The 13515-nt window shown below is 28.6% G+C and carries 14 protein-coding genes and 1 rRNA gene; 5 read left to right on the top strand and 10 right to left on the bottom strand.

From position 1 onward, the window contains the following. Positions 1–5: 5 nt before the first annotated feature. From sufU to sufC, 4 genes are read right to left on the bottom strand one after another with little or no spacing between them, the layout of a single operon-like run. Positions 6–434, bottom strand: a complete 429-nt coding sequence (gene sufU / locus B5E92_RS11425; protein ID WP_087302294.1) for a Fe-S cluster assembly sulfur transfer protein SufU — start codon at positions 432–434, stop codon at positions 6–8. Continuing rightward, entirely contained in the window at positions 418–1644 is a 1227-nt protein-coding gene (locus B5E92_RS11420) for an aminotransferase class V-fold PLP-dependent enzyme (protein ID WP_087302292.1), read from the bottom strand. The genes sufU and B5E92_RS11420 overlap by 17 nt, the downstream gene beginning before the upstream one ends. Then, positions 1644–2537: a SufD family Fe-S cluster assembly protein gene (locus tag B5E92_RS11415; protein ID WP_087302290.1), complete on the bottom strand. Its 894-nt coding sequence runs from the start codon at positions 2535–2537 to the stop codon at positions 1644–1646. Before B5E92_RS11415 ends, B5E92_RS11420 begins: the two co-directional genes overlap by 1 nt. Beyond that, complete coding sequence (gene sufC / locus B5E92_RS11410) at positions 2537–3355, bottom strand: Fe-S cluster assembly ATPase SufC (RefSeq protein WP_087302288.1); 819 nt, start codon at positions 3353–3355, stop codon at positions 2537–2539. The genes B5E92_RS11415 and sufC overlap by 1 nt, the downstream gene beginning before the upstream one ends. A gap of 167 nt (positions 3356–3522) precedes the next feature. Between sufC and B5E92_RS11405 the strand changes: the two genes are divergently transcribed. Further along, positions 3523–4602, top strand: a complete 1080-nt coding sequence (locus B5E92_RS11405; protein ID WP_087302286.1) for an AI-2E family transporter — start codon at positions 3523–3525, stop codon at positions 4600–4602. Positions 4603–4689: 87 nt separating this feature from the next. Next, complete coding sequence (locus B5E92_RS11400) at positions 4690–5361, top strand: hemolysin III family protein (RefSeq protein ID WP_087374514.1); 672 nt, start codon at positions 4690–4692, stop codon at positions 5359–5361. A gap of 186 nt (positions 5362–5547) precedes the next feature. On the opposite strand, the gene B5E92_RS16020 is transcribed toward B5E92_RS11400, so the two are convergent. Continuing rightward, on the bottom strand, positions 5548–5625 hold the full coding sequence (locus B5E92_RS16020; RefSeq protein ID WP_081446386.1) for a YjcZ family sporulation protein: 78 nt from the start codon (positions 5623–5625) through the stop codon (positions 5548–5550). 232 nt (positions 5626–5857) lie between these two features. Here B5E92_RS16020 and B5E92_RS11390 point away from each other — a divergent pair, with 232 nt between their 5' ends. From B5E92_RS11390 to B5E92_RS11380, 3 genes are read left to right on the top strand one after another with little or no spacing between them, the layout of a single operon-like run. Next, on the top strand, positions 5858–6856 hold the full coding sequence (locus B5E92_RS11390; RefSeq protein WP_087302280.1) for a peptidylprolyl isomerase: 999 nt from the start codon (positions 5858–5860) through the stop codon (positions 6854–6856). Beyond that, entirely contained in the window at positions 6856–7713 is an 858-nt protein-coding gene (locus B5E92_RS11385) for a hypothetical protein (protein ID WP_087302278.1), read from the top strand. Before B5E92_RS11390 ends, B5E92_RS11385 begins: the two co-directional genes overlap by 1 nt. A 54-nt stretch (positions 7714–7767) precedes the next feature. Next, on the top strand, positions 7768–8172 hold the full coding sequence (locus B5E92_RS11380) for an HIT family protein (protein WP_087302276.1): 405 nt from the start codon (positions 7768–7770) through the stop codon (positions 8170–8172). Between the two features lie 78 nt (positions 8173–8250). Here the strand turns inward: B5E92_RS11380 and B5E92_RS11375 are convergent, their stop codons facing one another. From B5E92_RS11375 to rrf, 5 genes are all read right to left on the bottom strand, one after another. Continuing rightward, positions 8251–9195 carry an OB-fold nucleic acid binding domain-containing protein gene (locus B5E92_RS11375; RefSeq protein ID WP_087302274.1) on the bottom strand — a complete coding sequence of 315 codons (945 nt, stop codon included), beginning with the start codon at positions 9193–9195 and terminating at the stop codon, positions 8251–8253. Beyond that, entirely contained in the window at positions 9188–11176 is a 1989-nt protein-coding gene (locus B5E92_RS11370; RefSeq protein WP_087302272.1) for a glycosyltransferase, read from the bottom strand. Before B5E92_RS11370 ends, B5E92_RS11375 begins: the two co-directional genes overlap by 8 nt. A 4-nt stretch (positions 11177–11180) precedes the next feature. Then, a complete protein-coding gene (locus B5E92_RS11365) occupies positions 11181–12209 on the bottom strand; it encodes a lysylphosphatidylglycerol synthase transmembrane domain-containing protein (protein ID WP_087302270.1) in 1029 nt (342 codons plus the stop codon). A gap of 14 nt (positions 12210–12223) precedes the next feature. Next, positions 12224–13228, bottom strand: a complete 1005-nt coding sequence (locus B5E92_RS11360; RefSeq protein ID WP_087302268.1) for a glycosyltransferase family 4 protein — start codon at positions 13226–13228, stop codon at positions 12224–12226. 179 nt (positions 13229–13407) lie between these two features. Further along, positions 13408–13515 (bottom strand): 5S ribosomal RNA (gene rrf, locus B5E92_RS11355).

Genomic DNA, 13515 nt, shown 5'->3' with positions numbered 1-13515 from the left:
TCCTCCTACTTTTGATCAAGGATCTGTTTTATTCCTGTCCATCCTAAAGTTGCACATTTAATTCGATTAGCTTGTCGATGTGTATTCATAAAAGCAATCGCTTCTTCAAGAATTTCAGGATCATAATCCTTTTCATAAATCATGTTATAATAATTTTCAATAATTACATTTGCTTCTTCTATTGTTTTACCAATTAAAAGCTCACTCATGATTGATGTACTTGCTGTACAGATTGCACAAGCTTCTCCATCAAAACGGATATCTTTAATCACTCCATCTTCAACCAATGCTTGAACATCGATATTATCGATACAAGTTTCAGAATCCATGTTAACACTATCATATTTTTTATCATCTACTAAACCGTGATTACGAGGGTTTTCATAATGATCCATAATAATTTCTCGCATCATCATACTATCCAAAGAAGGCATATAAAAAGTCATCTCCTTTCTTACACACTTCAATAAATTGATCAATTTCATCAAAAGTATTGTAAAAATAAAATGATACTCTTAATGTTTGCGACACATTTAAAAATTCGTCTAATATTTTAGCACAATGTTGTCCCGCTCTTACTGCAATACCATATGTATTAAATAAAGAAGCAGCATCCTGGCTGAAAACTCCTTTAATATTAAAGGCAATTGCTCCTTGACCATTAGGATTATATATTTCTAAATTATCAAGCTCTTGCATTTTTTTAATAGCATAAGCTCGTAATTTCAACTCTTGTTCATGGATATTGTCCATCCCAATTTGCATCAAATATTCAATTGCTGCTCCAAGTCCGATTACCCCTTCAATATTAGGAGTGCCAGCTTCAAATTTAGTCGGTGCATTTTTTAATTTAACAGATCCACAACTATTATATCTTGAATTGCTGCCCCCACCTAAACGAGTAGGACTAGTTTCTTGTAATAAATCATATTTACCATATAAAATTCCTACACCAGTTGGTCCGCACATTTTATGACCTGAAAATGCTAAAAAATCAACATCTAGATCTTTTACATCAACACTTTGATGAGGTACACTTTGAGCCCCATCAACGCATACGATTATCCCGCGATCATGAGCTAGTTTGCAAATTTCTTTAATAGGACCATCATATCCTAAAACATTTGTAACTTGAGCAATAGAAATAATCTTTGTTTTATCTGTAATTGCTTTTTTTACATTTTCAATTGTCAAACGGCCTTCGTTATCTAAATCAATATAATTAATAACACTGCCTGTTTGTTGGCAAACCTCAAACCATGGTAAAGTATTTGAGGCATGCTCAGCTACAGTTAATAAAACTTCGTCGTCTTTTTGTAAATGTAACGCTCCATATCCAAAAGCTACTAAATTCAAACTATCAGTTGAACCATAAGTATAAACAACTTCCTTACGATCACAGTTAATTAATTTTGCAACTAAATCACGGGTATGCTCAAAACGGGTATCGACATCATGAGATAAATCATAATCACCACGATGAGCATTACCAGAATAATTAGTTAAATAATCGCAAACAGCATCAATTACACACTGTGGTTTTAAAGTTGTTGCTCCGTTATCAAAATATATAAGTGGTTTTCCATGCATTGTTGTTCCATTGAGCATCGGAAAATCTTGTCTTATTTTTTCAACATCAAGCATTAAAGACCCACCTTCTCCATTAAAGTTTGACTAAATATATCTTTCAATTCATCATTATCGATAAATTCTAATACTGGGATAAAATATCCATAAGTAACCAAATGCATAGCTTCTTGTCTACTTAAACCTCTAGATTGTAAGTAGTATAAATGGTTTTCATCAATTTTACCAACACTAGCACCATGACTAGCTTTAACATCATATTCATCAATATATAAATATGGATTAGCTTTAGCATTACATTTTTCATCAAAAACAATAATCTTATTTGTTTGATGGCTATTTGATTGATGGTTACCTTTATGAATCGTTCCAATTCCATCAATAACTAAACTAGCTGCATCTTTAACAACACCATAGTTATCCATGATTCCTGTTGTATAACAAGCATCATGACTAATTGCAATAGTTACATGCTTTTGTTCATCTTTTTTTGCTAAAGAAGCAAGTCTAACTGTTGCTTTTGCTTCAGGTTCATTTAATGAATAGTTGATATCTAAATCAACATTACTATTAGATAATTCTACGTATGCACATCTAATATCCGCATTTTTAGCTACTGCTACATCTTCAGATATTTTTGTTTTGATGTTATCAATACTTTGATTATCTACATATCTTAATAATTTACTGTTTTCATAAATACTAATTTTTTTATTTAAAACAGCATCTGTTTTAATATCATATATTTCAATCAGTTCTAATTCACCATTAATATTTAAATCAAACTGATATTCACCTTCTTGATCAATCAGATAAACAATTTGTAATGAAACTGCTTGTTTTACAGTTACGTTATTTTTTTCAAAAATAATATCATCATTACAAACTTGACTTTCTATTGTGCCATTATGAAATACTAAATAATTGTTAATAGTTTTTAACTGATTCATTATTTAGATTTAATTCTTTCTTTATTGGCACAGTTTTCAAGTAAAATTGGTTTCTTTTCTTCTTCACCAGCTATTTCTACTCCCAATTTTTTTACCCATTCATATCCTTCTTGATCAATCTTTTCAATAACTTCTTTTCCACCACTTAAAATAATTTTTCCATTTACAATTACATGAACATGTGTAGGTGGAACTAGCTCAAATAAACGTTCATAGTGAGATACCATGATACATCCAAAGTCATCACTTTGCATATCATTAATTGCTTTAGCAACAATTTTTAAAGCATCTACATCTAATCCAGAATCAATTTCATCTAACAACGCAAACTTAGGTTGCAATAATTTCATCTGTAAAATTTCATTACGTTTTTTTTCGCCACCAGAAAAACCTTCATTCAAATAACGATGTGCTAGATTTTCATCCATATGTAATTCATCAATGTTTTTTTCCAACATTCTAATAAATTTAAACAACGATACTGGTTTTTCTTGATGAGCATTAACAGCTGCTCTTAAAAAATCTGAAGTTTTAACTCCAGGAATTTCTTGAGGATATTGCATTCCTAAAAATAATCCTGCCTTACTGCGTTCATCTACGCTCATTTCTAATACGTTTTTATCGTCTATGTATATACTTCCTTGAGTAACTGTATATCTAGGATGTCCCATAATAGTTGATAACAGTGTTGATTTACCATTACCATTAGGCCCCATAATCGCATGAGTTTCACCAGTGTTAACAACTAAATCGATACCTTTTAATATTTCTTTTTCACCAATACTTACATGCAAATTTTCTATTTTTAAAGTTGACATACTTAAGCCCCTTTCTATCTTCAATAATTCTACTAGATAACTTTACAAAAAACAAATAAAATGATAAATAATAATAATAAAAAATTATTTCTTTTCTAAAATAGAAATCCAATTCAATTTATATTATAGCCAAAATGTGGTATATTTATATTAATGGGGGTGTAAAAATGGAATTTCTTAAAGAATTATTTAAAATAATTTCTTCAAAAAAAATCACCCATACTTTATTAAATTTGATGATAGTTTTAGTAATCGTACTTTTATTTATGAATACTAGTGAGTTGTGGTATGGTATTTTATCTGTAATATGGCTTGTATCAAAACCATTTATTATCGGCTTTGCCTTTGCATATGTTTTAAATCCTGTTATCAATTATGTTGAAAAATATGTTGTAAAAAGAGGAATAGCTGTATTCATGGTTTATTTAGCTTCTTTTGCTATATTAAGTTTATTAATTTCACTAGCAATACCATTAATTTCTGAAAGTATCTCGGAAATGTTTCCAGCATTCTATTCAGGATTGAGTGAAATCGGTGATTTTGTAAAAGAGAATTTCAATTATGATATTTCTTCTTTAACAAAATATATTGAAGGAATTATCAATCAATTTTTTGATGATTCAGTTGTTGTAGATACAACAATCGATGTATTAAATCAGGTTTTAATAAATGTTACAAACTTTTTAATCTATACTATCCTAGCTGTTTATATGTCTGGTAATTTTTCAAATATCCGAAGTTATATAAAAAATATTGCTACAAAAATTGATAATCGTTTACCAATTTATTTAAGAGAAATTGATCTTTCATTAATTCAATATGTTAAAGCTTTCTTTATAGGTGCAATAGCCCAGGCACTTACAACAATGGTAATGTATTTAATCATTGGTCATCCTAACTGGCTGATTCTAGGGTGTATTTCTGGTGCTAGTTCAATTATTCCTTACGTTGGACCAATTGCGGCTAACTGTCTTGGATTAATTACTTCATTAGGTATGGGAACTTCTACAATAGTAATTTTATGTATTTTGATTTTTATTCAATCAATTGTTACATCGTATGTAATTACTCCTCGAATTTATTCTTCAAAAATAGATTTGAGCATTATGTGGGTACTATTTGGTATCTTATCTGGTTCATCATTATTTGGTATTTGGGGTATGGTAATAGCAATGCCTTTATTAGTGACTATCAAGGTTGCAATTCAGGTTTACAAAGATCGTTATCACAAAAAATATTTAATTTAAATGATACTGCTTTAGGTATCATTTTTATTTATGTTATTTTATTTGAAATTCAAAGTAATTTGTATTATAGTAATTGCGGGTGATAAAATGGGTAAGGTAAACACAGAAATTGCAAAAGGAATTAAACGAATTTTTCCACCATATTTTAAAGAAGAATTATTTAACTGTATTACTCATGGCATAATGTCATTTATTACATTGCTTTTAATTCCAGCTTGTGCAGTATACAGTTACATTAAAGGTGGCATTGTTCAAGCGATAGGCGTTAGTGTTTTCATGATTTGTATTTTTTTAATGTTTCTTGTTTCTACTTTATATCATGCAATGGAACACGATAGTCCTCATAAACAAGTATTTAGAATTCTTGATCATATTTTTATTTATTTTGCTATTGCTGGTAGTTATACTCCAGCGGCTTTATGTTTAATTAAAGGTTATCAAGGAATTATTATTCTTGTTATTCAATGGACAATGGTACTTATTGGAATATTATATAAATCTCTTTCAATAAAAAGTCTACCTAAACTTTCATTAACGATTTATTTAGTAATGGGTTGGACAGCTGTATTATTTTTACCATCTTTAATAAAAAATTCTTCGACGATGTTTATGGTATTAATTGTTGCTGGAGGAATTTTATATTCAATTGGTGCATTTTTTTATGCTAATAAAAAAATACCATATAACCATGTTATCTGGCATATTTTTATTTCTCTTGCATCGATTTTACACTTTATTGCAATTGTATTTTATATCTAGACAAAACTAAAACTAATCCTTAGTTAATAATTTAACTATTGGGATTTAGTTAAAAAGTTTTGTCTTTTTTATTCATTTTACTAATAACATTTAACCTATTATTTAAACATCTGATTCTTTTCATCAACAAAAAAACAGGGTGCTTAAAGCACCCATAAACGAATCATTATCAAGAATTAATTCGTTTTAACACATATTACAAATAATAACTAGTAAAATAAATAATACTAAAATCAATGTAAAAGAATTATCTTGACATGCCATTATAATCGCCCCCTTATTAAATACAGTAGATTCCAACAATAACTAAAATAATAAACAATACAAAGACATTTACATTCGAGCACTTACAGTTATTCATCAAATTCCCTCCTACCACCTACATATTATAAATTATGTTAAAATAACAATTGCCAATGTGTTTTTGCCTAATTTATTGAAATTACAAGCAATAAATAGTATAATTGTAACGTTCGATAACAAAAGGAGGAAACATATGAAATTAGGAAAATGTGCTGCAGCACTTGTGGTTACTAGTTTCTTATTAACTGGCTGTCAAAATGGATCTAAGACAGTTAAAGAAGATGATAAATTCGTAATTTCTTCATTAAGTAAAGATGATAAAGAAAAAAATATTTTTGCTGATGATGTTTTTGATGATATCATTTCTACAGCTAGTGGGAAAAGTGCATATTTTGATGCTGCTTTACAACAGCTGATCGATCAAAAATTTCCAGTTGATGAAGATATGGAGACTGATGCTGATAACACAATCACTCAAATTCAAGAATACTACGAAAGCTCTTATGGTGATGATGCTGAAGAATACCTTGAATCAGCATTATCAAGTAGCGGTTTTGAATCATTAGATGAATATCGCAAATATATGGTAGAAGCATATCAAAGAAGTAATTTTCTACTTGCTTATGTAGAAGATAACTTTGATAAAGTTTTTGATGATTATTTCACTCAAGCGACACCTCGTGAAGTTAGTATAATTGAAGTGGCAATGTCTGATGTTGAAAACCCAACAGAAGAAGAATCTGCAAAACTATCTGAGGTAACTGCGTTATTATCATCTAGTAAAAGTTTTGCTGATATTGCTACTGATTATTCTGATGATACTAATACAAATAAAAATAAAGGTCGCTTAGGTATTGTTGATACAACATCATATCTATCTGAAACTTATGGTGAGGATGTAGAAAGTACAATTTTTTCTTTAGGTCAAGACCAAGTTAGTGATCCTATTAAAGGTGAAAGTGGATATTACATTGTTAAAGTAACTAACACTGATAAAGATAGTATCAAAAAACAAACTAAAAAAGATTTATCAATTGATACCCCTTTAATTGCTTACGATAGTTATATGGTTTATGATGCTTATCAATCATATGATCTTAAATATGATGATAAAGAAACTGAGAAAATAATTAATGAAGTTGTTTCAAATGCGTTAGAAGAACGTGAAACTAGCAGAGGAGGTAGCGAATAATGAAAAAAGGAATTTCGTTTGCATTAATTGCTACTTTATTAGTAGGATGTGGTTCTTCTAATACTGTAAATTATTCTACAGAAGTTACTGATGGTGATAAAACTATTATTTCTGGTGATGATGTTGAGATTACAAAAAATGATATTTACTATTATATTTTAGAACAATATGGTAGTTCAGAAATTTTAACATTAGCACTTACTTATATCGCAGATCAAGAAATTACTGATGAACAACAAATTCAAGCAGGTATTGATGAACAAGTCGCTTCTTATACTGAAAGTTTAACAATGTCATTTGAAGATTATGCTAAACAAAGTGGTTATGAATCTAGTCAAGAATATATTGATGATGTAATTACTGATGGTGTTAAACAAAATTTATTGCTTAAAAAATATATTGATGAAAATTACGATGATTTACTTGATGAATATAAAGTAAAATATATAAAAACAATTACTTTAGATACTGAATCAGCTGCTTTAAGCATTATTGATCAAGTTAAAAATGGTAGTGACTTTGATACTTTAATGAGTGCTAATAGTGGCAGCGATAATGGTATGGTAACTACTGATTCAAGTAGCATTGATAAAAATATTATTGATAAATTAGATAAGTTTAAAAAAGATGGCATTTATAATAAAGTAATTAAAACTTCAGACTCTAAATATGCTGTTGTATATGTATATAATACTGATAAAACTAATTTAGAATCTGAAATCAAAGAAAATCTTACTTCATTAAGTGATATTTCAACAAAAATGGAAACTCATTATTTACGTAAGTATAACTTCGATGTATATGAAGAAGCTTTAAAAGATGAAATTGAAGAAACAAATGAAGATTATTTTGGATAAGGGGTTTCCCCTTATCTTTTTTGTATGTTAAAATATAAATAGGAGGAATTTGAAATGGATAATTGTATTTTTTGTAAAATTGCTAATAAAGAAATACCAGGTAAAATAATTTATGAAGATGATATTTGTGTTGCTTTTTTAGATTTAAGTCAGACAACTAATGGTCATACATTAGTAATTCCTAAAAAGCACTTCAAAAACTTTTTAGAAGTTGATGATGATACACTAGCTCATATGATTAAAGTGACAAAAGATATTGCTAATAAGATTGTTACTAAATTAAATGCTAATGGGGTAAATATTTTAACTAATGCTAATGAAGTAGCTGGTCAAACTGTGATGCATTTTCATCTTCATATTATTCCACGCTATGATAATAATGATCAAATTGAAATTAATTTTAGCGATAGAAGTAATGAAGTTAATTTAGATAGTTTATTTAATCAAATAATGGAATAATATTTAAGGAGGTTAATACCTCCTTTTTCTAAACAAAAAAGCTGAAAGATTTAATACAATCGTTTCAGCTATTAAATATTAATCAATTTTTGGTTTGTAAAAAGCTCTATTTTCTAAAGCAAAAACGCGTTTAGAAAAACTTCCTGGTTCTACTGTTTCTAATGCTTTATCCAACATATTAATACGAGCATCCATATTATCAATCAAATATAGTACTTCTGCTTCTTTAATTTGTGGTAATACTGGTGAACCATATTCATTTTTACCATGATGAGCTAATATCATATGTTGTAATAAAACTACCTCTTCCCCACTAATATGCATTTCATCAGCAGTTTCTTTAATAATTGCTTGAGAGATAGAAATATGTCCTAACAACTTACCTTCAACAGTGTATTCAGGAACAACTGGCCCACTTAACTCTATTGTTTTACCAAGGTCGTGTAACGTAATTCCAGAAAATAATAAATCTTTATTTAATGAAGGATATAATTCACAAATCGCATTAGCAATTCTTAACATACTACATGTATGATAAGCCAAACCAGAAACATATTCATGATGGTTTTTACTAGCGGCTGGATAAATAGATAATTTATCTACATAACGATTAAAGATCGTTTTAACTAATTGATGTAATTTAAGATTATCAATTCGATCAATATAACCATAAATTTCTTTAATTAATTCTCCAGCATCTTCAGGTGCACTTTTTAAAAATTTAACTTGTTCATTAGCATCTGTTGAAGCAATCTTTATTTTAATGATTTTCATTTGACGATCTTCATTATATTTTATTATATCACCCATAACTTGAACAACACAACCTGCTTTTAGTTGTTCAACTTGTTCATTGCTTGCATTCCATAATTTAGCATCTATTGTTCCAGTTTTATCTTGCAATGTTATGCTTAAATATGTAGAACGATTAGCGCCATTAGTTTTACCAGTTACAACTCGGTTGATTAAAGCTTCTATTAAAACGCCTTCATCTCCCGGTTTTAGTTCAATAATTTTATTCATCATCTAATGCTCCTTCTTCATTTATTAATTCTTTAATATGTTCATAATTGTAACCTTTTCTTAAAAGAGTATCAATGATTTTTTCTTTCAATTGCGAATCTTTATATTTTTTTTGAAATTTATGCTTTTGTTTTTCAAATTCTTTTCTTAATGCCTCTTGTTCTTTATTTATATCATATTCAAAATCATAATCATTTAAAGCTCGTTCAATTGTTTCTGATGTAAAACCTTTCATAAATAGCTTATCACGAATCTTCTTTAACATTGCTTTATATGAAAAATTATTGTTTCGATTATAAATAGTATCAATCAGTGCCGTTGCTTCATTATATTCACTATCATTATCTAATTCAGCTAAACATTTATCAATAACTTCGCTATCAACACCGTAATTTCTTAAATTATAAACTGCCTTATTTATGCCAATTCCTAAGCGTAGACAGCGATTTAAATAATTAGTAGTAAATGCCTCATCATTGATTAAATTCTTCTCCTGCAATAAAGAAAGCGTTGCATCGAGCTGTGTATCATCATACGCACCACTATCCATCAGCTTTTTTTTCATTTGCTTGTAAGTGTAATCTTTTATAGTTAATAATTTTAAAGCTTTATGATAAGCTCTGCTAACTTGTTCAAAATCCTTAATAGCATCAAAAACTTCTTTATCAATAATAACACCAGGTTTTAATTGATAATTTTTAATTAACTTATCACTTACTTCTACAATTATTTCACTTTCATCATATAAGAAAACTACTTCATTAATTCCATTTTTAATTGGATATATCGATTTTACAGTATATGAATAATGTTTAGATTTAATCGCTTGGCGATAAACTTCTAAGACCTTCTCACAAAAAACTTCACTGCTATATTTTTTTACACTCAACAAAGCATTATGAGCAATTTCTGTAAAATCATCTTTTATTAAATTCAATAAAATTGCAACCAATTCATTAGTATCATTAAAAAAATACCCATTAAAACCATTAGTAATAACATCCTCAAGGTTTTTGTCATATCGAGCAACTGCTGGTATTCCACTTGCCATTGCTTCTATATACGTCAACCCTTGGGTTTCTGAAACTGATGCTGAAACAAAAACATTAGATAGATGATAATAACTAGGTACCTCATAACCTGGCTTAGGACCAGTAAAAACAATATACTTACTAATATGATCATCTTTTACTAATTCTTTTAATTCATCTAATTGTGGTCCACCACCAACAATTAAACAAAGTACATTATCATTTATCTTAACAATTTCTTTCATTGCATCAATTAAAACTTCAATACTTTTCTCTTTAGCTATTCTACCTAAAAAAGTAATTACAAATTGATCTTTTATGCCATATTGTTCTTTAATCTTTGCAATCAATTCTTCATTTCTATTTTCTGGATTAAATTTTTGTAAATCCAATCCAGTTGGAATAATATGTACTTCTTTATCTAAACCATACTTTTCCAACGCCTCTTTTGTTTTTTTAGACGGAACAATTAGTTCAGTACTTTTATCACCATAAAATCTACTTATCTTAAAAACTGCCTTTTTAAATAATCCATCAAGTGCCTCAGAATTTACCGGATTTACATAATGAGTATAATCAGCCCACATTGTATGGTATGTATAAACAACTGGAATATCTAAAACTTCACCAACAATACGTCCAAAAATTCCAATTCCAAATTCTGTTTGAACATGAATTACTTCTATATTCATTCTTTTTAATTCACGCATTCCTTTAAAAGAATAGATATTACATGCCCGATAACCATAAAGAGCTTGAATCTCTAAACCTGGAACTCTTAAAATATTATCATTTGGATCATCAAAATATTCAGTATCACTAGGTAATTCACTAGTTACAACAACAACATCATGTCCGTTTTTTACTAATTGATCTCTTAAAATTCTTGTTGAGGTTGCCACACCATTTAAATCAGGCGTATATGTATCTGAAAAAATTGCAATTTTCATATCTTCACTCCATTCTGTTAATTTCGCGATTAGTTGCAAAAACAACCGCACCTAAAATTAATCCCAAATAATATGTCATAAAACGCCAAATAAGCATTGATGTCGGCGTACCAACAGATCCTAATATAGGACTGAATAACATATAATAAACTCCCTCGCTACCACCACTAGCTCCTGGAATAGGAACAAAGGCAGTTATCATATAAACAAATGAACATATTCCAATAAAATCAAATATTTGTCCATAATTAACACTCAGATTTAAAGCTTTTGCTACAAAAAAAGGAATACTATATAAAATCAATAATTTACCTAAATTCAACATTGATGACTTAAATAATATTATTTTGTTTTTTTGCAATATACTAAGTTCAGTTCTAAAATTTTCTAATGATCGAGAAATTTTTATTGTTGTTTCTTCATAATCTTTAACAATTCTAATTTTACTTAAAACCTTTATCACTGAATTACAAACAAAATCCTGCAATCGTTTAGATTTAGCTCCTAAAAATAACCCTGCTATTACAAAAAAATTAATTAAAAATCCTAAAATAGCTAATGAAAAAAAATTTGAATAAATTTTACTATATGTTGTATATCTAAATACCATTACAATTGCTGTAAAAATAACTAGTACCGACTGATAAACAATAAATGCCATTAACAAAATACTAGCAGAATTAGTAGGCGGTATCCCTTGTTTATTAAAAATATAAACCTGAGCAAATTGCCCACCACTTGAAAAAGGAGTTAAACCATTAAATAATATACCAGATATTGAATTTACAAACGCTTGTTTAAAAGAATAATCTTTTTTATAAAGCTGACCGAACGTATAGAGGTTAATTCCATCAAGTATATAATAAATAATCATTAGAATTAACGACACTATTATCCAGCCAGCTGAAGCTGTTAGTAAAGCTTCTATTGATGCTTCTAAATCATCTTTCATTGTAAAATAAATAACAGCAGCACCAATTACAATAATTAATAAAAAATTAATGAGATACTTTTTTTTCGAATTATTTTTCATAAAAACACCTCTAATTAGAGATTCAATGTAATATTATACACCTCTAATAACTCTTTTCCGATATTAGCAAGTTGTCGTTGTTTTGCTACTTGATATCCTTGCTCAATTAAAGATGGATATTCATGATTAATCATTTTTTTGATTATATCGACAAAATCATCAGTATCTTTTCCCATATAACAATTAACCCCATTAGTCAACCAATCGGAAAAAACCGGGATATCACGTAATAAAACATTACAACGACTAGCTAATGCCTCTAAAACAACAATTCCTTCAGTTTCCTCTCGTGAAGGAAAAAAGAAAATATTTGATCTACCATAAGCACCTTTAATAACATCACCACTTACATAACCTGGTAAAAGCAAATTATCTGGTAAATTATCTAATAAGTCTTTAATTTTTTTGGTAGGAACTGACATCTTTACATCACCAAACCACATAAAACGATATTCAGGTAATTTTCTGGCAACTTCTACAAAAGTATCAAATCCTTTACGTTCAAACAACCAGCCAACTGAAATAATTAAAATATCATCTTCTTTAATATTATATTCTTTTTCAAACAATGAAATCTGTTCTTTTGTTGGATTAAACTGTTCTAGGTCAACACCATTAGAAATAGCCTTGATTGGAATATTAATACCATAAGATTCTAGTAATCTTTTTGAATATGGTGTAGGTGTAATAATATAATCAGCCTTACTGTACATACTAATTAGCCATTTTTTATAAATACCAGAAACGGTATTAGAAAACATAAAAGAATTTCTAAAATCCTCTTCAGTACTATGAGCATGATATATGATTTTTTTATTATTCTTTCTTGCCTGATTGATTATTCGATAGCTATCAGGCCATACTGTATTGATATGCAAAATATCATAATCTAAATCATCAAAATCAACTGTGTAGGGTATTCCTGTTAACTCCAAAGCTTTCTTTTGATGAATAAAAGCTCTACCAATACCCGATTTTTTTATCGTATTCTCTCGTCCAAAATATAACTTAATTTTCATTTTATCACCACAATTATTATACTACAAAACACGCTCTATTTAAAGAACAAAGACAAAAGGAAACCTTAACATAAAACTTACAAAAAAAAGGCCAAAAAGACCCAGTAAAAATAAAGACATAAAAAAATAGAGAAGATATGTCAGAAGATATGATATAAAATTACATACAAAAAAAGAAGAACCGGCAGCTAGCTATTGTTGCACGTAAGTACTATCGTCGCCGTTATGATGCTTAACTTCTGTGTTCGGAATGGGTACAGGTGTGTCCATCATGCTATCGCCACCAG

It is taken from the genome of Erysipelatoclostridium sp. An15 (assembly GCF_002160675.1).
Lineage (GTDB): Bacteria > Bacillota_I > Bacilli_A > Erysipelotrichales > Coprobacillaceae > Thomasclavelia > Thomasclavelia merdavium.
Note: the sequence above shows the minus strand (reverse complement) of the source record. Positions and strands in the feature narration are given on the sequence as shown.

Coding starts and splice junctions, on each gene's coding strand:
- sufU (WP_087302294.1), bottom strand. CDS start 434: ATGCCTTCTTTGGATAGTATGATGATGCGAGAAATTATTATGGATCAT.
- B5E92_RS11420 (WP_087302292.1), bottom strand. CDS start 1,644: ATGCTTGATGTTGAAAAAATAAGACAAGATTTTCCGATGCTCAATGGA.
- B5E92_RS11415 (WP_087302290.1), bottom strand. CDS start 2,537: ATGAATCAGTTAAAAACTATTAACAATTATTTAGTATTTCATAATGGC.
- sufC (WP_087302288.1), bottom strand. CDS start 3,355: ATGTCAACTTTAAAAATAGAAAATTTGCATGTAAGTATTGGTGAAAAA.
- B5E92_RS11405 (WP_087302286.1), top strand. CDS start 3,523: ATGGAATTTCTTAAAGAATTATTTAAAATAATTTCTTCAAAAAAAATC.
- B5E92_RS11400 (WP_087374514.1), top strand. CDS start 4,690: ATGGGTAAGGTAAACACAGAAATTGCAAAAGGAATTAAACGAATTTTT.
- B5E92_RS16020 (WP_081446386.1), bottom strand. CDS start 5,625: ATGGCATGTCAAGATAATTCTTTTACATTGATTTTAGTATTATTTATT.
- B5E92_RS11390 (WP_087302280.1), top strand. CDS start 5,858: ATGAAATTAGGAAAATGTGCTGCAGCACTTGTGGTTACTAGTTTCTTA.
- B5E92_RS11385 (WP_087302278.1), top strand. CDS start 6,856: ATGAAAAAAGGAATTTCGTTTGCATTAATTGCTACTTTATTAGTAGGA.
- B5E92_RS11380 (WP_087302276.1), top strand. CDS start 7,768: ATGGATAATTGTATTTTTTGTAAAATTGCTAATAAAGAAATACCAGGT.
- B5E92_RS11375 (WP_087302274.1), bottom strand. CDS start 9,195: ATGAATAAAATTATTGAACTAAAACCGGGAGATGAAGGCGTTTTAATA.
- B5E92_RS11370 (WP_087302272.1), bottom strand. CDS start 11,176: ATGAAAATTGCAATTTTTTCAGATACATATACGCCTGATTTAAATGGT.
- B5E92_RS11365 (WP_087302270.1), bottom strand. CDS start 12,209: ATGAAAAATAATTCGAAAAAAAAGTATCTCATTAATTTTTTATTAATT.
- B5E92_RS11360 (WP_087302268.1), bottom strand. CDS start 13,228: ATGAAAATTAAGTTATATTTTGGACGAGAGAATACGATAAAAAAATCG.